The 18,427-nt window shown below is 66.5% G+C and carries 21 protein-coding genes; 13 read left to right on the forward strand and 8 right to left on the reverse strand.

What is annotated here, in order from left to right; all coding sequences use genetic code 11:
• Positions 1-61 precede the first annotated feature (61 nt).
• Entirely contained in the window at positions 62-556 is a 495-nt protein-coding gene (locus CVA01_RS06060; RefSeq protein WP_218024560.1) for a GNAT family N-acetyltransferase, read from the reverse strand.
• 103 nt (positions 557-659) lie between these two features.
• Between CVA01_RS06060 and CVA01_RS06065 the strand changes: the two genes are divergently transcribed.
• The 3 genes from CVA01_RS06065 to CVA01_RS06075 all read left to right on the forward strand — a co-directional run bounded on the left by CVA01_RS06065 (position 660) and on the right by CVA01_RS06075 (position 2,756).
• On the forward strand, positions 660-1,127 hold the full coding sequence (locus CVA01_RS06065) for an SRPBCC family protein (protein WP_041630376.1): 468 nt from the start codon (positions 660-662) through the stop codon (positions 1,125-1,127).
• A gap of 11 nt (positions 1,128-1,138) precedes the next feature.
• On the forward strand, positions 1,139-1,612 hold the full coding sequence (locus tag CVA01_RS06070) for an inorganic diphosphatase (RefSeq protein WP_014009018.1): 474 nt from the start codon (positions 1,139-1,141) through the stop codon (positions 1,610-1,612).
• A gap of 253 nt (positions 1,613-1,865) precedes the next feature.
• Positions 1,866-2,756 carry an SGNH/GDSL hydrolase family protein gene (locus CVA01_RS06075; protein WP_141329410.1) on the forward strand — a complete coding sequence of 297 codons (891 nt, stop codon included), beginning with the start codon at positions 1,866-1,868 and terminating at the stop codon, positions 2,754-2,756.
• A gap of 15 nt (positions 2,757-2,771) precedes the next feature.
• Here the strand turns inward: CVA01_RS06075 and CVA01_RS06080 are convergent, their stop codons facing one another.
• Positions 2,772-3,362, reverse strand: coding sequence for a YdcF family protein (locus CVA01_RS06080; protein ID WP_041629779.1), 591 nt, complete (start codon positions 3,360-3,362; stop codon positions 2,772-2,774).
• A gap of 241 nt (positions 3,363-3,603) precedes the next feature.
• Here CVA01_RS06080 and CVA01_RS06085 point away from each other — a divergent pair, with 241 nt between their 5' ends.
• Both CVA01_RS06085 and CVA01_RS06090 read left to right on the forward strand, forming a co-directional pair.
• Positions 3,604-3,924: a rhodanese-like domain-containing protein gene (locus CVA01_RS06085; RefSeq protein WP_073884451.1), complete on the forward strand. Its 321-nt coding sequence runs from the start codon at positions 3,604-3,606 to the stop codon at positions 3,922-3,924.
• A 109-nt stretch (positions 3,925-4,033) separates the two neighbouring features.
• Positions 4,034-4,495, forward strand: coding sequence for a MarR family winged helix-turn-helix transcriptional regulator (locus CVA01_RS06090; RefSeq protein ID WP_041629777.1), 462 nt, complete (start codon positions 4,034-4,036; stop codon positions 4,493-4,495).
• Here the strand turns inward: CVA01_RS06090 and ppk2 are convergent.
• The 3 genes from ppk2 to groL all read right to left on the reverse strand — a co-directional run bounded on the left by ppk2 (position 4,492) and on the right by groL (position 7,452).
• The gene (gene ppk2, locus CVA01_RS06095) at positions 4,492-5,397 is read right to left on the reverse strand and encodes a polyphosphate kinase 2 (protein WP_141329464.1); all 906 of its coding nucleotides are present in this window, start codon (positions 5,395-5,397) and stop codon (positions 4,492-4,494) included. The two genes, CVA01_RS06090 and ppk2, sit on opposite strands and share 4 nt — an antisense overlap.
• A gap of 189 nt (positions 5,398-5,586) precedes the next feature.
• Positions 5,587-5,700, reverse strand: a complete 114-nt coding sequence (locus tag CVA01_RS14890; protein ID WP_158307480.1) for a PorACj family cell wall channel-forming small protein — start codon at positions 5,698-5,700, stop codon at positions 5,587-5,589.
• Between the two features lie 108 nt (positions 5,701-5,808).
• Entirely contained in the window at positions 5,809-7,452 is a 1,644-nt protein-coding gene (gene groL, locus CVA01_RS06100; protein ID WP_141329414.1) for a chaperonin GroEL, read from the reverse strand.
• A gap of 252 nt (positions 7,453-7,704) precedes the next feature.
• On the opposite strand from groL, the gene CVA01_RS06105 reads away from it, so the two are divergent.
• Positions 7,705-9,105 carry a dipeptidase gene (locus CVA01_RS06105; RefSeq protein ID WP_014009012.1) on the forward strand — a complete coding sequence of 467 codons (1,401 nt, stop codon included), beginning with the start codon at positions 7,705-7,707 and terminating at the stop codon, positions 9,103-9,105.
• A 192-nt stretch (positions 9,106-9,297) separates the two neighbouring features.
• On the forward strand, positions 9,298-9,918 hold the full coding sequence (locus CVA01_RS06110) for a hypothetical protein (RefSeq protein WP_141329416.1): 621 nt from the start codon (positions 9,298-9,300) through the stop codon (positions 9,916-9,918).
• A 137-nt stretch (positions 9,919-10,055) separates the two neighbouring features.
• On the opposite strand, the gene CVA01_RS06115 is transcribed toward CVA01_RS06110, so the two are convergent.
• Genes CVA01_RS06115 through CVA01_RS06125 form a run of 3 tightly spaced genes read right to left on the reverse strand, consistent with a single transcriptional unit; the run spans position 10,056 to position 12,302 of the window.
• On the reverse strand, positions 10,056-11,234 hold the full coding sequence (locus CVA01_RS06115) for a glutamate--cysteine ligase (protein WP_141329418.1): 1,179 nt from the start codon (positions 11,232-11,234) through the stop codon (positions 10,056-10,058).
• 30 nt (positions 11,235-11,264) lie between these two features.
• Entirely contained in the window at positions 11,265-12,077 is an 813-nt protein-coding gene (locus CVA01_RS06120) for a LytR C-terminal domain-containing protein (RefSeq protein ID WP_141329420.1), read from the reverse strand.
• Positions 12,078-12,092: 15 nt separating this feature from the next.
• Positions 12,093-12,302 carry a DUF3263 domain-containing protein gene (locus tag CVA01_RS06125; RefSeq protein ID WP_014009008.1) on the reverse strand — a complete coding sequence of 70 codons (210 nt, stop codon included), beginning with the start codon at positions 12,300-12,302 and terminating at the stop codon, positions 12,093-12,095.
• Positions 12,303-12,361: 59 nt separating this feature from the next.
• Between CVA01_RS06125 and CVA01_RS06130 the strand changes: the two genes are divergently transcribed.
• The 6 genes from CVA01_RS06130 (at position 12,362) to CVA01_RS06155 (ending at position 18,415) form a co-directional block, all read left to right on the forward strand.
• Entirely contained in the window at positions 12,362-13,684 is a 1,323-nt protein-coding gene (locus tag CVA01_RS06130) for an MFS transporter (protein ID WP_141329422.1), read from the forward strand.
• Between the two features lie 18 nt (positions 13,685-13,702).
• The gene (locus tag CVA01_RS06135) at positions 13,703-14,350 is read left to right on the forward strand and encodes a peptide deformylase (protein ID WP_014009007.1); all 648 of its coding nucleotides are present in this window, start codon (positions 13,703-13,705) and stop codon (positions 14,348-14,350) included.
• A gap of 6 nt (positions 14,351-14,356) precedes the next feature.
• Entirely contained in the window at positions 14,357-15,472 is a 1,116-nt protein-coding gene (locus tag CVA01_RS06140; protein WP_141329424.1) for an N-acetylglutamate synthase, CG3035 family, read from the forward strand.
• A 3-nt stretch (positions 15,473-15,475) separates the two neighbouring features.
• Positions 15,476-16,255 (forward strand): exodeoxyribonuclease III, encoded by a 780-nt coding sequence (locus CVA01_RS06145; RefSeq protein ID WP_073884447.1) that lies wholly within the window; start codon positions 15,476-15,478, stop codon positions 16,253-16,255.
• A gap of 40 nt (positions 16,256-16,295) precedes the next feature.
• Positions 16,296-17,795 carry a cardiolipin synthase gene (gene cls / locus CVA01_RS06150; RefSeq protein ID WP_373862665.1) on the forward strand — a complete coding sequence of 500 codons (1,500 nt, stop codon included), beginning with the start codon at positions 16,296-16,298 and terminating at the stop codon, positions 17,793-17,795.
• Positions 17,796-17,875: 80 nt separating this feature from the next.
• Complete coding sequence (locus CVA01_RS06155; protein WP_014009003.1) at positions 17,876-18,415, forward strand: MarR family winged helix-turn-helix transcriptional regulator; 540 nt, start codon at positions 17,876-17,878, stop codon at positions 18,413-18,415.
• The last annotated feature ends 12 nt before the right edge of the window (positions 18,416-18,427 follow it).

The following is an 18,427-nucleotide window of genomic DNA, read 5'->3' on the forward strand; positions in this document are numbered from 1 at the left end:
CGGGGCCTTCCGGTTTCGGGATATGACCCCCACAGAGTATCGGACGACCCGGTTCCCATCGTCAGCTCCTCACCATCCGGACGGTCGTCCGGGGAATGCCCGCCACGGCGTGTTCGCGTTCCGCACCGTCCCTACGGAAACCGTTGCAGCGGTAGAACGCCTCGGCACGGGCATTGCCGTCGAGGACCCACAGGTAAGCGGGACTGTCCGCGATCACCGCGTCCAACAGCAGCTGTCCGACACCGGAGCCATGGACGCGGGCAGGGGAGTAGATGCCCTCGAGTTCGCGGTCCACCGGTGCGTCGTCGTCACGTCCCGGCCCGCCCGAAGCCCAGGCGACGATACCCCCGGCGTCCTCCGCCACCAGCACCTCTTCACCCCCGGCGATGATCCCGGCCCACTTCTGAGCTCTCTCCCCGGCGTCGAGACTGTCCAGCGCACCGGCCGGCAGGAGCGGACCGTAGGTCTCCCGCCAGGCGGCTACGTGGACATCGGCGATCTGCAGCGCGTCCTCCACCCCGGCCCGGCGGACCAGGAAGTCGGTGTCCGGTTCCACGGTGTATCGTCTCGCTCCTCTACTCCTGTTCTGCGTGCCCATGACTGTAGAGCCTCATCGGAATGTCTGCGGAGTTCGTTTCCGGAACGTATGCTCCATGTCCATGGCAAAAGAACTGATCACCGCGTCCCGCACCATCAACGCCTCCCCGGACCGCGTCTGGCACGCGGTCTCCGACCTGTCGGCCATGGGTCGCCGCAGCCCGCAGTGCCGCAAGATGCTCGTCCTCGGTTCGGGGACGCCGCGTCCCGGTACCACCACCGTGAACCTCAACCGCCGCGGTGTCCTGTTCTGGCCGACGTGGTCGAAGGTCACCGCCTGGGAGCCGGCGAAGACCCTGGAGTTCCGGATCCCGATCAACGGTTCCCGGTGGCGCTACGACCTCGTCGACAACGGCGACGGCACCACCACGGTCACCGAGTCCCGCATCGTGCAGGGGAACACCTCCGCGATCTCCCGCGGGCTGGTGGCTGCGTTCCTCGGCGGCAACGACACCTTCGAGGCCGAGCTGCACAAGGGAATTGAGCAGACCCTGGCGGGTATCGCCGGAGATGCCGAAGCAGCAGGGTAGACTGGCTGCCCATGAGCATCGAAGTCACCATCGAGATCCCCAAGGGTTCCCGCAACAAGTACGAGGTCGACCACGAGACCGGCAAGGTCTACCTGGACCGTTACCTCTTCACCCCCATGGCGTACCCGGCCGACTACGGCTTCATCGACCACACCCTGGGTGAGGACGGCGACCCGCTGGACGCCCTCGTCATCCTCCCCGAACCCCTGTTCCCGGGCGTCATCGTCAAGGCCCGCCCGGTCGGCGTCTTCAAGATGACCGACGAGGCCGGCGGCGATGACAAGCTGCTGTGCGTCATCGACGACGTCCGCTACGAGAAGTTCCAGGACATCGACGACATCGCCCAGGACGTCAAGGACGAGGTCGAGCACTTCTTCGTCCACTACAAGGACCTGGAGCCGGGCAAGGAAGTCCACGGTTCCGGTTGGGGCGACAAGGCCGAGGCCGAGAAGATTCTCGCCGAGGCCATCGAGCGCAACAAGTAGGACCGCTCCCCCTCCTTCTCTTTTCCAGACGCCCTCCCCGGGCAGTCCCGCCGTCACCGGTGGCACTACCCGGGGAAGGGTTCTGTGTATTCCACGGTGTTCTCGGGAAATTCTTGGGCACCTTGTGTCCCATGCGCCCCAGCAGTGCTCTACAGTTTGTCTCACCTCAGTCGCTGTGCCTGTTGTACCTGCTGTGCCTGCTATGCCTTCTCTCCTTCCCCCCTACTGATCCTGTACTGAAGGAGACCTGCGCATGCGCCGTCGCCACATCCTGGCGCCCCTTGCCCTGACCATCCTGGCGTCCCCCGCCGTCGCCGCCCCTGCCGGGGCCGCCACCGGCTCCCTGAGTTCTCCGACAACTCCCACCGGCACCGGAGCCACCTTCGAGAACCCCTACTCGACGGACACCGGCAACAACATCGTCGCTTTCGGCGACTCCTTCACCTCGAACTCCGCGAGCTACGTCAACGCCGCGCCTCAGAACTACCCCACCTACCCACGCACCGAAGGGTGCCTCACCGCACCGGATGCCTGGCCCGCCCAACTGGGCGCGATCACCCGGCGCCCGGTCCAGAACTGGGCCTGCAATGCGCACACGACCGGCCGGATGCTGGGCCGGATCGACCGCGCCATCGCCTCCGGTCACATCAACGACACCTCACTGGTGATCCTGGCTGCCGGCATGAACGACAAGCGGCAGGAAGTACCGGATGTCGAGGTCGTCGCCAACCTGGTCTCTGCGGTGGAGAAGGTGCGGGCCGTCGCTCCCGGGGCACAGATCGCCATCCTCGGCCGACTGGCGACCACGAACGCGGAGGGAAGTTTCTGCGACCGCAACACCGTGCCCGACCAGCCGACCGGAGCAATCGACAGAAAAACCGCCGACTTCGAGGCCGCGACCCAGAACAACCAACGGGCCGCCGCCGCACAGGCAGATGTCCAGTTCATCGACATCCGGTCGATGACCATCGAGGCGAACTCCAGCTGCGGGCTGGACGCCGACCGCTTCATCTCCGGGGTCACGGACACCACCACCCCGGACTACAACATGCCGGCCCACCCCTCACTGGCCGGCAGCAGGTTCCTCGCCCAGCAGGTCTCCGCGGTCATCGTCGCCGCGGCCATGACGGGCCTGCTGCCGTAGCAGCCTGTCCGGCGATCAGCCCTCGCCGCCGACGTAGGCCACGGCCTCGATCCCGGCGTCCCGGAAGTTCTGCAGGGCGCGGACGTTGTGCGGGCTGGAGGTGACGACCACGGCCAGTCCGCCACGGTCGGAGATCATCGACTTGGTGTTCTGCACATTGGCGACGGTGCTGTCCGACTCGTCCTCGATGAGGACCTGGTTGGTCACACCCCGTTCATGAAGTCCGCTCTCCATGGCCGCGGCCTCAGTGGGACAGTCCGTCTGGGTCGCGCCACCGCTGACGATAACCGGGTTGAGCAGATGGGTACGGGACAGCTCGGTGGCGGCGTCCAACCGGTCATCGAGCACCTGCGGACGGGCGCAGTCTTCGTCGAGGCGGGCGCCGAGCACCACGATCGGCACCCGGGCATCCCGCAGCAGGATCGCCTGCGCGGCGATCGGACTCACCACGGGGATGTCGGCGATGGTCCGGTTGTCGGAGACGATGGCCTTGTCCTGCTCTGTGGCTCCGGCGGTCGGCGCACCGGCGAGCCCGACAGTGACAGCAGAGACGGCGGCCAGGGCGAGAGCCGCCACGGAGCGTGCGGGCGTGAGGGTGAGTGACACGTGAGGGCCTTTCGGAGCACTGCTTGGCAGCGCAGGACGTAGCGGGAAGAATTCGGTAGGGGGGTAAAAGGTAGGGGGGTGATCAGGGATTGCCACGACCATGTCTCATTCCGGACCACTCCGCCACCGTTGTCGGAAGATTGACGCGAACCCCACCACCTCACCTCAGCGTTAGGAATAGAAATACAAATATTATGTTCAGCATCGGATCTCTCCGGACGCGGGCGTAGAGTGGTCGACCATGAGTGATTTCGAGACTGTCCAGCCCACCGAGGTCCCTGCCGGAGCCCAGCTCATCGACATCCGCGAGCCCGACGAGTACGCGCAGTGGCACGCCGAAGGTGCCGAGAACCTCCCCCTCTCCCAGCTCCAGGAACGCTACGGAGAATTCGACTTCGACCGGGACATCTACCTCATCTGCCTCTCCGGTGGCCGCTCCGCCCGCGCCTGCCAGTGGCTGGAGATGAACGGCATTGACGCGATCAACGTCGCCAACGGAACCTCCGGGTGGCGCGACGCCGGCCTGCCGATCGTCGGTGATCAGACCGAACCCCGGAACTGACCGACCACCCACTGCCCTGACCTGCGGCGACCGGAACCACCGACAGGGCAGATACGGGGGAATCCCCACAATTGGGCCACCCCATCCCGGAACCGCTATTCTGGTGCGTATGGCCGATTCCCCACACCTGCCGCACAACCTCCTCGCGTCCCCCTCCTTCCAGCTGGAGCGACTGCGCCGACGCACCCGGGAATTCGTCGAGGCAGACCTGGCCCGCGAGGGGTTCAACCTCCGGGAATACTGGGTTCTGACCTACCTGGTCGACGGGGACGCCACCAGCCAGACCACCCTCGGAGAGGTCATCGGAGTGGACCGCTCCGACATGGTCCGCCTCGTGGACTCACTGGAGCAGCGGTCACTGGCACAGCGGGTGAAGGACCCCAAGGACCGTCGCCGACAGATCATCTCGGCAACGAAGAGGGGGCGCAAGGCACAGGAGAAGCTGACCCCCGTGGTGCAGGACGCCGAGGACAAGGCCCTCGACGAATCCACCTCCAAGCAGCTCAAGCATCTGAAGAAGCTGGCCAAATCGATCATTGCCTCCGAGGAGGAGACCGACCAGTCGTCCTAGTCGCCGATCTGGTCGCGTCCCCGCTTCACGATCTTCGGGTCCGGCTGGCCCACCAGGTCGTAGTCCTTGCCGGTGTAGTCGAATTTGCTCAGCACATAACGCATGGCGTTGAGGCGGGCACGCTTCTTGTCGTTGGACTTGATGGTGATCCAGGGGGACTCATTCGTGTCCGTGTAACGGAACTGCTCCTCCTTGGCCCGGGTGTAGTCCTCCCACCGGTCGAGGGACGCCAGATCCATCGGCGACAGTTTCCACTGACGCACCGGATCGACCTGCCGGATGGCGAAGCGGGTCCGCTGCTCCTTCTGCGTCACCGAGAACCAGAACTTCGTCAGGCTGATCCCGGAGCCCATGAGCATGTTCTCCAGCATCGGCACTTCTCGGAGGAACTCCGCGTGCTGGTCATTGGTGCAGAAGCCCATGACGCGCTCGACACCTGAGCGGTTGTACCAGGAACGGTCGAAGAAGACGATCTCGCCAGCACAGGGCAGGTGCTGGATGTAGCGCTGGAAGTACCAGGACGTCGACTCCCGCGGGCTGGGCTTCTCCAGGGCGACGGTCCGGGCACCACGGGGGTTGAGGTGCTCGTTGAACCGCTTGATGGTGCCGCCCTTGCCGGCAGCGTCGCGTCCCTCGAAGAGGATGACGTGCTTCTGACCCGTGTCCTTGGTCCAGTTCTGCCACTTCAGCAGCTCGATCTGCAACGCGCGCTTGGTGGACTCGTACTCGTCGCGGTCGAGCCGCTCGGTGTATGGGTAGTTTTCCCGCCAGGTGTCCACCCGGTGCCCGTCGGGGGTGATGAGTACCGGATCGTCTTCATCCGAGTCATCCACCAGGTACCCCTCGGTGGCCGCCAGATCGACGATGTGGAACTCCTGGTTGTCACCTGTACCCGTACCCATACTGTCAGCCATACCCCCATCCTAGAGCGAACAGCCCGCCGTCACCCGCAGGCCGCGCACCCCGTTCCCCCTCGTGTACCCCCGAAACGGAAAATCCCGGTGTCCGGCAACGGACGTGCACACGGCGGCAGGCACGACAGTGGCCCGGCCCCGCTGTAGCGGGGACCGGGCCACTGAAGCGGCGAGGTCCTAGGAGGACAGCTCGGAACCGGCGTCGAAGATGTCGAACAGGCCGGAGAAGACGTCAGCGAAACCGCCGAAGAAGGTGGACAGGTTCTCGAAGAGGCCGAGAAGGTCGGTCATGGTGTTCTCCCTGAGAGGAATCGTATGCAGTCGACCCGGGCGGGCCGTCGGGGGACAATACTAATGCTGTCCCCGGCGAATGCAACCCGTCTGCCCACCTACGGGGGATCAGAAGCCGCCCATGCCGCCCATGTCACCCATGTCCGGGGCTGCAGCAGCCTCGGGCTCGGGCTTGTCGGCGACGACAGCCTCGGTGGTGAGGAAGAGGCTGGCGATGGAGGCCGCGTTCTGCAGTGCGGAACGGGTGACCTTCACCGGGTCGGCGATGCCGCCGGCCAGCAGGTCGACGTACTCGCCGGTCGCGGCGTTGAGACCGTGCCCGCTCTCCAGGTTGGCGACCTTGTCGACGACGACGCCCGGCTCCAGGCCGGCGTTGAAGGCGATCTGCTTCAGCGGGGAGGAGAGGGCGGCGCGCACGATCTGCACACCGGTGGCCTCGTCACCCTCCAGACCGAGGTTGTCGGCGAGGACGTGGGCGGCCTGCAGCAGCGCAGCGCCACCACCGGCGACGATGCCCTCCTCGGCGGCAGCCTTGGCGTTACGGACGGCGTCCTCGATGCGGTGCTTGCGCTCCTTGAGCTCCACCTCGGTGGCGGCACCGACCTGCAGTACGGCGACGCCGCCGGCCAGCTTGGCGAGACGCTCCTGGAGCTTCTCCTTGTCGTAGTCGGAGTCCGCGTTCTCGATCTCCTGACGGATCTGGCGGACGCGACCGGCGAGCTGCTCGGAGGAGCCGGCGCCGTCGACGATGGTGGTGTCGTCCTTGGTGACGACGACCTTGCGGGCGGTACCCAGCAGCGGCAGGTCGGCGGTCTCGAGAGAGAGGCCGACCTCTTCGGCGATGACCTGGCCACCGGTGAGGATGGCGATGTCCTGCAGCTGGGCCTTGCGGCGGTCACCGAAACCCGGGGCCTTGACGGCGACGGACTTGAAGGTGCCGCGGATCTTGTTGACGACGAGGGTGGACAGGGCCTCACCCTCGATGTCCTCGGCGATGATCAGCAGCGGCTTGCCGGACTGCATGATCTTCTCGAGCAGCGGCAGCAGGTCCTTGACGTTGGAGATCTTGGAGGAGACCAGGAGGATGTAGGGGTCCTCCAGGACAGCCTCGCCGCGCTCGATATCGGTGGCGAAGTACGCGGAGATGTAGCCCTTATCGAAGCGCATACCCTCCGTGGTCTCGAGGGTCACGCCGAAGGCGTTGGACTCCTCGACGGTGATGACACCCTCCTTGTTGAGCTCGCCGTCGCCCACGGCGTACATGGCCTCGGCGATGAGCTCACCGATCTTCTCGTCCGCGGCGGAGATGCCGGCGGTGGCGGCGATCTGCTCGCGGGTCTCGATCTCCTTGGCGGTGCTGAGCAGCTCGGTGGCGACCTTCTCGACACCGGCCTGGATACCGCGCTTGATGCCCATGGGGTTGGAGCCGGCCGCGACGTTGCGCAGACCCTCCTTGACCAGGGCCTGGGCCAGAACGGTGGCGGTGGTGGTGCCGTCGCCGGCGACGTCGTCGGTTTTCTTGGCGACCTCCTTGACCAGCTCGGCACCGATCTTCTCGTAGGGGTCCTCGAGGTCGATCTCCCGGGCGATGGTGACGCCGTCGTTGGTGATCATGGGGGCGCCCCACTTGCGCTCCAGGACGACGTTGCGTCCCTTCGGGCCGAGGGTGACCTTCACGGCGTCCGCGAGGGTGTTGAGACCCTTCTCCAGGCCGCGACGGGCCTCCTCGTCAAAAGCAATCATTTTAGCCATGTGGCTCGTTTTCCTCCGTGTGAGAGTAGGAGCGACACGTACGGTTCAGAGGCAGCGCCCGCGACGGCACGGGTGGACGCATGTCGCGTCATCCACCCTCACTGCACCTGAAGTGGCTCGTGAAGCGACTCGTAGACCGAGCCCGAACCAGATTGTCTGGCACTCAATACGGGTAAGTGCTAACCCCGTTTTTAGCAGTCTCACCCCTCGAGTGCAAGGAGGGGTGCCGGGCGACGCGCTATCCTCATTTCCATGACTGACTCCCCGACTGAACAGACCTCCCCCACTCCGGAGGCCGCCCGCGCGGCGATGGCCGCACAGATGCCTTTCGTCCGTGAGGCACTCACCGAACTCGTCGCCTTCCGCTCCGTCCACTCCACCCCCGGGTTGGAGAAGGACAACGCGGACGCCGCCGCCTGGGTCGTCAACTCCTTCCGCGAGGTCGGCATCCCCGTCGAACCCCACGTGACCAGTGACGGTTCGACCTCGGTCATCGGCCTGCGTGAGCCTGCAGAGGGATTCCCGACGATCCTCCTCTACTCCCACTTCGACGTGCAGCCCGCCTCCGACGTGGAGAACTGGACCGCCTCCCCCTGGGAGCTCACCGAGCGGGACGGCCGCTGGTACGGCCGCGGCGCCGCCGACTGCAAGGGCCACGTGGTCATGCACCTGGCCGTTTTGCGCGCCCTCAATGAACTGGCCACCGAGTTCCCGGATGTCTCCAAGGTGGGCGTCCGCGTCCTCGTCGAGGGCTCCGAGGAGCGCGGCGGGTACGGACTGGAGGACCTGCTGGCGGAGAAGCCGGACCTGTTCGCCGCCGACGTCTTCCTCATCGCGGACTCCGGTAACGACGCTCTCGGCGTCCCCGCGGTCGGTACGGCCCTGCGCGGCACCGCTCCGGTGACCGTCACGGTGGAGACCCTCGACCAGCCGATGCACTCCGGACAGTACGGCGGCGCCGCCCCGGACGCCCTGCTCTCGCTGATCCACCTGCTCGCCACCCTCCACGACGACAACGGACTCGTCGCCGTCGACGGCCTGGACTCCGACGCCCGGTGGGAGGGACGCGGCCCCGATGCGGCGACCTTCCGGCGCGACGCCGGCATCCTCGACGGCGTGGACCTGCTCGGCGAGGCCCAGGGACTGAACCCCAACGACCTCACCGTCGCCCGCCCCTCGATCACGGTCACCGGTCTCGACTCACTGTCCGTGGCCGATGCCGTGAACGCCGTCGTCGCCCGGGCCGCCGCCCACATCAGCCTGCGTGTCCCGCCGGGAATGGACGCCAAGGTCGCCCAGGACGCCCTGATCGCCCACCTGGAGACCCACGTGCCGCAGCACGCGAAGCTGACCATCGAGCGTGACACCCTGGCGTCCCCCTTCCTCGCCGACATCACCGGCCCCGCCCTGGCCCGGCTGACCGCGTCCCTGGCGGACGCCTACGGCGCCGAGACGACCGCCGAGATCGGATCCGGCGGGTCCATCCCGCTGTGCAACGCCCTGCTGTCCCACTTCCCGGACGCCGAGCTCGGACTCTTCGGTATCGAGGAACCCGCCTGCCGTATCCACTCTGCGGACGAATCTGTCTCGCCGGATGAGATTCACGCCATCGGTACCGCTGAACTGCTCTTCCTCGCCCGCTCCGCGGAGTAACGCAGAGTGATTTGCCCCACATCGATGATGTAAGTATCATCACCGACCATGAACATCTCCCTCAAGCGAGTAACCCACCCGGGTGGAGGAATGGACTGACCCCTCCACCTCGGGGTCGGTGCGATACTCGCACGGTGCGTCGGTCCACATCCAGCCGACACTTTCACCACCGTTCGAGGGAACTGCATATTCATGTTCGAGCCACAGGACAACCGGATGTCTTCCACTACCCTGATCCGCTTCGCCAACGCTGAATCCTCCAGGGATGAGCAGGCGAGCTACACTCTGCGCCCGTCCGGACGCCGCTCCAGCTCCGTGACCTACCGGACCGCGCAGCCCCTCCCCCGCATCGAGAAGCGTCGCACCCGCACCTTCGCCGAGGATCCCTTCCGCGCCCGTTTCGGACGCCGCCTGCCCGCCGGCATGCGCCAGGAGGCCCGCGGCATGGAGTGGCGCACCTTCATCGAGACCTACGCACCGGATGCGATCCGGGTCGAGTCACTGCGTGCCACCAAGCTCACCGCAGGCCGGAAGAGCTACGAACTGGCGATCACCGGGCTGCGCGACGGCATGTCGACCCGCGTCTCCATCACCTCGATGGGTGCCGCCTCCGCGATGACCCAGATCCTCGCCGACCACGGTCGTCGCGTGGAGATCCTCGAGTTCCACCAGTACGACATCTTCGAGGCGACGGTCACCTTCATCTTCACGCAGCACAAGACCGCGGAGTGCTGGGCCGTGGGCTTCGGTGCCGACCGGGACTCGTCCATCGCCGCCGCGCTGGGTTCCGCTGCCACCAGGCTGCACGGATAGCGTTTCTTCCCCGCCACCTCCGGGTGGTCGGCCCGGATCTGCCCCGGGTTGACTGTCCAGGGGTGGTTTTCCGTGTCCTGATGTCCTGACCACCCTGAGGCGGTCAAGCCGGGAAACAGTGGCCCCGGGACGCCCCTCTACAGCGACTTCTTCAGCGTCTCCACCGTGAGGTCGACTGCGGCGATCCACGCCTCCGGCTGGGTGAAGCCCTGCTCTGCACCGGCGTCACCTCGGGTGCGCACACCAGGCTCGAGCGCCGCGCCGGCCTCACGGGCAGCCGCCCGCTGCAGGGCGTAGTCACCGCCGCGCTCGACGATCCGGGAGACCTCCGCGAGCTCCGCAGCACACCCCAGTTCCTCCGACAACGGGGTCAGACGCTCCACCCAGTCGGCGAGGTCGTCGGTGACCAGCCGCTCGGTGGTCTCCCGGTCGGTGATGATCAACGCGTCCAGCCCGTAACGGGCGGCACGCCACTTGTTCTCCGCGACATGCCAGTACTGCAGCGACGGCAGGTCACGGCCTGCCTCCCACTCGCGCTCGTAGTACACCACGAGGCAGTGGATGAATGCGGCGATGGCGCCGACCTCACGGACCTCCATGGTGGAGTCCGCGAACCGGACCTCGACCGTGCCGTACTTCGAAGGGCGAACGTCGAAGTGCATCGACCCGGTGTGGTTGATCACCCCGGACCGGTCCTGGTCGACGTTGAACGCCTCCCACTCGTCCCAGTCGGAGAACTGGTACGGCATGCCCGCCGTCGGCAACTGCTGGTACAGCAGGGTGCGGTTCGAGGCGTAGCCGGTGTCCAGGCCCTCCCAGGCCGGGGAGGACGCCGACAGTGCGAGCACGTGCGGGTACTGCGTCATCACCGCGTTGATTACGGGCCAGACCCGGTCTCTGCCTCCTACACCGACGTGGACATGGATCCCCCAGATGAGCATCTGGCGTCCCCAGTATTGGGTCCGTTCGATGATCTCGTTGTAGCTCTGCTTCTCACTGAGCACCTGGTCACCCCAGTGGGCGAAGGGGTGCGTCCCAGCGGAGAAGACATTGACCCCCATCTCCCCCGCCACGGTCATGATCTTCGCCAGCTGACCACGCAAGTCCTCGACGGCGTCCGGGATCATCTCGTGGACGCCGGTCACCATCTCCAGGGTGTTCGCGAGGAACTCCCGGGTGATGGTGTGCCCGGGGTACCGGCGGTCGAGCTCCGCCATGATCTCCGGGGCCTTGGCGACGAGGTCGCGGGTCACCGGGTCGACGAGGGCGACCTCCCACTCGATACCGACCGTCGGTGCTGAACCGGGGAATTCCATGACGCCGATGCTACTGCATCAGCAGGTCCGTCACCCCAGCGGACCAGTCAGAACGACGACGACCGCGTCGGCCGCGCCACCTTCGCGCACGGACGCCTCACGGAAGCGGTTGTAGTAGTCGGCGTTGCCCGGCGCGGCCTGCAGGCCGAGGTCGGTCGCGACCTGCTCGGCTGCAGCCTGAGCTGCGGCGTTGCCCTCCGGGTAGTAGACGCGGGACTCCTCACTGATGCCTTCGATACGACCCTGGAGGTTGCCATAGCCGACATTGGTCCAGTCACTGTCACGGACCCGGTCCGCACCCGACTGGGAGAGACCGGACTCGGTGCTGTTGTTCAGCACCGTGACCCCGATGCCCCGGTCGACCTCGGCAGCGGAATCCCCGGTGCCGGCCTCGTCGCCGGGAACGGGAGCCTGCGCGGACGAGGCGGGATCGTTCGACGCACCGTCAGCACCGTCGGCGTCGTCACTGCCGTCGGCGCCTGCAGCCTCGGAAGCACCCTGGTCAGCCTCACCGGGGGCAGGTGCGGCGGCCGTGGCGGAGGTATCCGAGCCGGATAGTGTGTCGTCGGAGTCATCGTCGCCACCGAACAGGGAGAAGGCACCCCAGATGATGAGGACCACCGCGACGGCGGTGAGGATCATGGCCATGCCACGCAGCGGCGGGCCGGATTTCTCCGGTGGTTCACCTGATGTGCCGGCTACTCCGGCAGCGCCGGCAGCACCTGCGCCGGTAGCCGCCGCCGGGTAGGCGTAGGCCTCGTCGTAGGAGTCGTCGTAGCCGGAATTGTCGTACGGGCCCTGCTCAGGCTCCCGGGAATGCCGCGGTCGGTTCTGCTCAGTCACGCCCCAATAGTAACTTCAGTCACGCCGTTCACGCAGTATCCTCACCATAGCCGGGTCGGCCTCCTGCGCCTCAGGACGCTCGATAAGTGCGTTGAGCTGCTGAAAGTACCGCCACGGTTCCACTCCGAACCGGCGTCGGATCTCCTCTTCCTTCGCCCCTGACGCCGACCACCGCAGATGCTCGAACGCGAGAATCTCCCGTTCCTGTTCACTCAGCGCCACCATGACCGTAGAGTGTAACGGTCCTACTGACGTTCATTCATGACCAGCCCCATGGAGCCCCTGTGACTACAGCCATCAACGATTCGGCCGCCCAGGCGCCCGGTAAACGTACCCGCGAAGAAAAGCGGGTCCTTGCCGGAACCCTCGTCGGCACCACCATCGAGTGGTACGACTTCTTCATCTACGCCCAGGCCGCGGCCTTCATCTTCGCACCACTGTTCTTCGACCCCGTCGGCAGCGACAACCTCGCCCAGATCTTCTCCTGGGCCTCGATCGGCATCAGCTTCCTGTTCCGCCCCCTGGGTGCGATCATCGCCGGCCACCTCGGCGACCGGTACGGACGCAAGGCCATCCTCGTGGTCACCCTGATCGGTATGGGTCTGGCGACCGCCCTCATCGGCGTCCTGCCGACGTACGAGACCATCGGCGTGGCCGCGCCGGTCCTGCTGATCCTGCTGCGCATCCTGCAGGGCTTCTCCGCCGGCGGTGAGTGGGGCGGCGCCGCCCTCATGTCCGTCGAGCACGCCCCGCGCGAGAAGCGCGGACTGTTCGGCGCGTACCCGCAGATCGGTGTCCCGCTGGGTCTGATCCTGGCGACCTCGTTCATGTTCCTGCTGAACACCTCCATGTCCGACGACACCTTCGAGTCCTGGGGCTGGCGTCTGCCCTTCCTGTCCTCACTGGTCCTCATCGTCGTCGGCTACCTGATCCGCCGCGCCGTCGAGGAGTCTCCGGTCTACCTGGACATGCAGGAGCGTCAGCAGTCCGCGTCCGCACCGCTCGGCCGACTCTTCCGTGACCACTGGAAGAACGTCCTGCTCGCCGCCCTGATCTTCGCCGGCAACAACGCCACCGGCTACATGATCATCGCCTTCTTCTCCTCCTACGGCACCAAGACCCTGGGCATGGAGAAGTCACAGACCCTCGTCGCCGCCTTCGCCGGTGGTGTGGCCTGGCTGCTCCTCACCATCTACAGCGGCTGGATCAGTGACCGTATCGGACGCCGCGTCACCTTCGCCATCGGCTATGTGCTGCTCATCGCCTGGGTCGTGCCGATGTGGTGGTTCATCGACAAGGGAACCACCGGCTCGATGACCTTCGCGATCGTCGTCCTCACCTTCGGTCTGGCGGCATCATACGCCCCGCAGTGTGCCCTGTACGCCGAGATGTTCCCGGCGGACGTGCGCTACTCCGGCACCTCGATCGGTTACGCCCTCGGGTCGATCCTCGGTGGTGCCTTCGCGTCCACCTTCGCGCAGATGATCCTCGACAACACCGGCGACTCCTGGTGGATCGGCATCTACCTGGGCGCGATGTGCCTGATCTCCCTGATCGCGGTGCTCGTGGTGCCGAAGTCGGTGGAGAAGTCCGACCTGCACGTCTAGCGGGTTATTCTGGACGGTATGTCCGTTCTTCCTGTCGTCATCTGCGGCGATCCCGTCCTGCACACCCCCACCACGCCGGTCACCGAACCGGCCGCCGACCAGCTCGGTGAGGGGACCGAACTGTCCACCCTCATCGCCGACATGTACGAGACCCTGGAGCTGGCCCACGGTGTGGGCCTGGCCGCGAACCAGGTCGGCGTGGGCCTGCGGGTCTTCGTCTACGACTGCCCCGACATCGACGGTCCCGAGGGCACGCGGAAGACCCAGGAGGAGGTCGACGCCCAGGGTGGCCCGATGCGCCGCGGCTGCGTCATCAACCCGGTCCTGGAGACCAGTGAGATCCCGGAGACCATGCCGGATCCCGAGGACGATGTCGAGGGGTGCCTCTCGGTCCCCGGCTACGACTACCCCACCGGCCGCGCCGACTGGGCCCGCGTCACCGGCACCGACGAGCACGGCGAGCCGACGAGCGTGGAGGGCTACGGATTCTTCGCCCGCTGCCTGCAGCACGAGACCGGCCACCTCGACGGCCACCTCTACATCGACATGCTCATCGGCCGCAATGCCCGCGCGGCGAAGAAGATGGTGAAGCGTGAGGGATGGACCGTCCCCGGCAACTCCTGGCTCCCGGGGGTGGACGCCGACCCCTTCGGGCACGACGACTGACCCGCGATGAACGACACCTCCTTCTCCGGCGCCCGGGCCGGCGCACGCCCACCGCAGGAGACAGGTCTGCCCTTCCCCGTCTCACGGCACACCGACCCGGTCAGCGTGCACACCGGCGCCCGCGTCACAGTACGTCACCTGGTACCCGGGGACGACGGGCGTCCCGCCCTCAACCCGGACACCGGTCGTCCCCTGGTCAGTGACGTCATCGGCGTCCTGCGGTCGCTCGACCCGTTGACCGTGGAGGACGCCGCGGGCGAGCTGCACCGTATCCCGGTGCGTGCCGTGGTGGTGCTCAAGAGCCTGCACGCGAGGCCGGTGCGCACCAGTGACATCCGGGCTGTCGAAACCGCCACCGCACGGGCCTTCCCGGGTCTGGAGCACCGCGACTTCCGTGGCTGGCTGGCCCGCGCCGGCGACGGGATCACCGAACGGTCCAATTCCGCGGTCCCGCTCGGCCCCGAGGCCGGAACCACTCCGGTCCCACTGGAGGAGATCCACGCGTTCTACCGCTCCCACAACCTCCCGACCCGCCTGCTGCTGCCCGACCGGATCAGCCGACCCGCGGAGCCGCTGCTCACCGCCCCCGGGGCACAGCGCGGTCCGGAGATCAGCGTCATGACCCGCAAATTGGGTACCGGCACCACCTGCTCCGCTACCCTCCCGGCTGTCCCGGAGCCGCCCGCCGATCTCGCCGGACGCCTGGACCTGCGCGTCGACGACCAGCCCGACGAGGCCTGGCTGCAGCTCTACCACTTCCGTGGTGAGTCGCTGCCGGAGCACGCCCTGCTGCTGCTCGCCGCCCGGCTCGACGGTGCCCTGGGCTTCGCCCGGCTCACCGTCGACGGAGAGACCGTCGCCGTCACCCGGGGCACCGTCACCGAGGGTGGCGGACGCCAGTTCCTGGGCTATTCCGCGGTCGAGGTCTCCCCCGCATGGCGCCGACGTGGACTCGGCACCCTGCTCGGCACCGCGATGCTGCACTGGGGAGCGGCACAGGGCGCGACGGAGAGCTACCTCCAGGTCATCGCGACCAACCTCGCCGGACGTGGCCTCTACCACGGCCTGGGGTTTTCCGAGCACCACCGGCACCGTTGCGTCCTCATTCCCGATACTGTGTAGGGCATGCGTGTCGCCACCTGGAACATCAACTCCGTGCGCACCCGGGAAGCCCGGGTCCGTGACTTCCTCTCCCGCTCCGACGTTGACGTCCTGTGCCTCCAGGAGACGAAGTGCACCGACGCACAGTTCCCTGATTTCTCCGACACCGGCTACGAGCAGGCCCACCACGGCCTGGGGTCCTTCAACGGTGTCGCCGTGCTCTCCCGCGTCGGCATCGACGAGGTGACCACGGACTTCGGTCAGCCCGGTTTCGACAAGGATCCGGCCGCCCCACAGGAGCAGGAGGCCCGGGCCCTCGGCGTGACCTGTGGCGGGGTGCGGGTGTGGAGCCTGTACGTGCCCAACGGCCGGGAGATCTCCGACCGGCACTACACCTACAAGCTCGACTTCCTCGATGCCCTGGCGTCCTATGCGGAGCAGGAGCACCGGCCGACGGTGGTCACCGGTGACTTCAACATCACCCCCACCGACGACGATGTCTGGGACCCCTCGTTCTTCGTCGGCAAGACCCATGTCACCCCGCGGGAGCGTGCCGCCCTGCGACACCTGGAGGACGCCGGCCTGACCGAGGCGACCGCCCCGTTGCACGGCCGGTACTCCTACTGGGACTACCAGGCGATGCGCTTCCAGCGCGGCCAGGGGATCCGCATCGACCTGCAGTACTGCCGTGGAATCACACCGGCTGACGACCCAGAGCCCTGGGTCGACGTCGATGAGCGCCGCGGTAAGGGTGCCTCCGACCACGCTCCCGTCATCGTGGCCTACGCACCGGTCGAGGGCTGACATGGGGGTCTGGGACGCCTTCCGGTCCGCCTGGAACTTCATGACCCCGGACTGGCTCGGAATGTCGCTCCTCCACACCGTGAGCGGCGGTCTGGTCTGGTGGGCGTGGATACTCCTCGGGCTGGACCTCGTCGTGAAGATCATCGCCGTCGGCTATGTGCCGTCGCAGCGCAAGCCGTCGAGCGCGATGGCCTGGCTGCTGGCGATCTTCCTGCTGCCGTTCATCGGTATCGCCCTGTTCATGCTCATCGGGTCACCGTACATCAACCGTCGACGGCACAAGATCCAGAACTCCGCCAATGAGATGCTGCGGACCATCAGCCGCGATGAGCCGGACGTCCCGGAGGGTTACACCCTCACACCGGAACTGCGCAGCCTGGTGTCCCTGAACCGACAGCTCACCGCCATGCCCGCGACGACGGGCACGGTGGTTGCTGTCCACTCCGACTACGAAGGATCGATCACCCGGATGGCGGAGGCGGTGGACACCGCACAGGACTACGTCAACGTCCAGATCTACATCACCGCCTGGGACGACACGACAGACGTCTTCTTCCGCTCCCTGGAACGGGCGGTGAAGCGGGGGGTCACCGTGCGGTACATGTTCGACCATGTCGGCAGCTGGAAGTACCCCGGCTACCGGACACTCGGCAAGCGGCTCGACGAGATCGGGGTGAAGTGGCTGGTCATGCTCCCCCTGCAGCCCTGGCGCTGGAGATTCCGCCGGCCTGACCTGCGCAACCACCGGAAGCTCCTGGTCATCGACGGCCACACCGGATTCATGGGCAGCCAGAACATGATCGACTCCTCCTACCTCATGAAGGGGAATATCAGGGAAGGGCGCCACTGGATCGACAATATGGCGGAGATGACCGGCCCGGTCGTCGCCCTGCTGAACTCGGTCTTCGCCGTGGACTGGTTCACCGAATGCGGTGAGGAACTGCCGCTGCTCACCCCTTCGGAGTCCACCGAGTGGCTGTCCAGCCGGCCCGACATGCTGCAGATCATCCCCTCCGGTCCCGGATTCACCACCGAACCGAACCTGCGCCTGTTCACCTCGATCGTCCACCACGCGAAAAAGTCACTGGTCCTGGTGAGCCCCTACTTCATCCCGGACGAGTCACTGCTCGAGGCGATCACCACCGCCGCCTACCGGGGTGTGAAGGTCGAACTGTTCGTCTCGGAGACGGCCGACCAGCCTCTCATCGAGCACGCCCAGTCCTCCTATTACGCGGAACTGCTCCGGGCCGGGGTCCGTATCCGCCGGTTCCCGTACCCCGCGGTCCTCCACTCGAAGTTCATGATCGCCGACCACGAGGTCGTGTGCACCGGCTCCTCGAACATGGACATGAGGTCCTTCGGACTGAACTACGAAATCACCCTGATGTCGGCGGAGGGGTCCCTGCTGGGGAAGATGACCGCTCTGGCTGGCGAATACCGCGAGGCCTGCACAGAACTCACCTCAGAGGAGTGGGACACGCGGGCGAGGAGCCGCCGCTACATCGATAACGTGGCCCGTCTGACCTCTGCACTCCAGTAAGTGCATTACAATGGGGTCATCCGCTTTTGACTGTGCAATAACCTGCAACCCGGAAAGAGCATCTGACAAGGAGTCCCACCATGACCAACGAGACTGTCGACGACATCTACGGAGCGTCCCGGGAACAGATCCGCGGCCATCGTGCAGCAGAGATCCTGCCCGATGTCGACGTCACCGAGATCGCCTCCGCCGTCTACGACTTCCTCTCGGCCCTGCGACGGTTGATGGACCGCCCCAACCAGAAGCTGGCCATCTCACAGTCCGAGATCGAGGTGCTGCAGTTCGTCTCCCAGCACCCAGGCTGCGGCGTCTCCGACATCGCCCGCCTCCGCTTCCTCCGGGCATCGAACGTCTCGGCGACGGTCCGTCGGCTCATTAACTCGGGCCTGGTCCTGCGTCGTGCCAACGACCAGGACCGCCGCGCGCAGGACCTCTTCCTCTCGGAGGAGGGCATCGAGATGCTGAACTCCGTCACCGACGAGTGGGCACTGCTCATCTCCCGCGCCGCCACCCGCATGGACGGCCGGGACCTGGCCAAGCTGCGCCGCGGTGTTCCCGCCCTGCGCAACCTGTCCATCGCCGCGGAGAGCCTCATCGAGGACATCCAGCGGCAGAGGTAGGACCGGCAGGAC

The sequence above is a fragment of the Corynebacterium variabile genome (assembly GCF_006539825.1).
Lineage (GTDB): Bacteria > Actinomycetota > Actinomycetes > Mycobacteriales > Mycobacteriaceae > Corynebacterium > Corynebacterium variabile.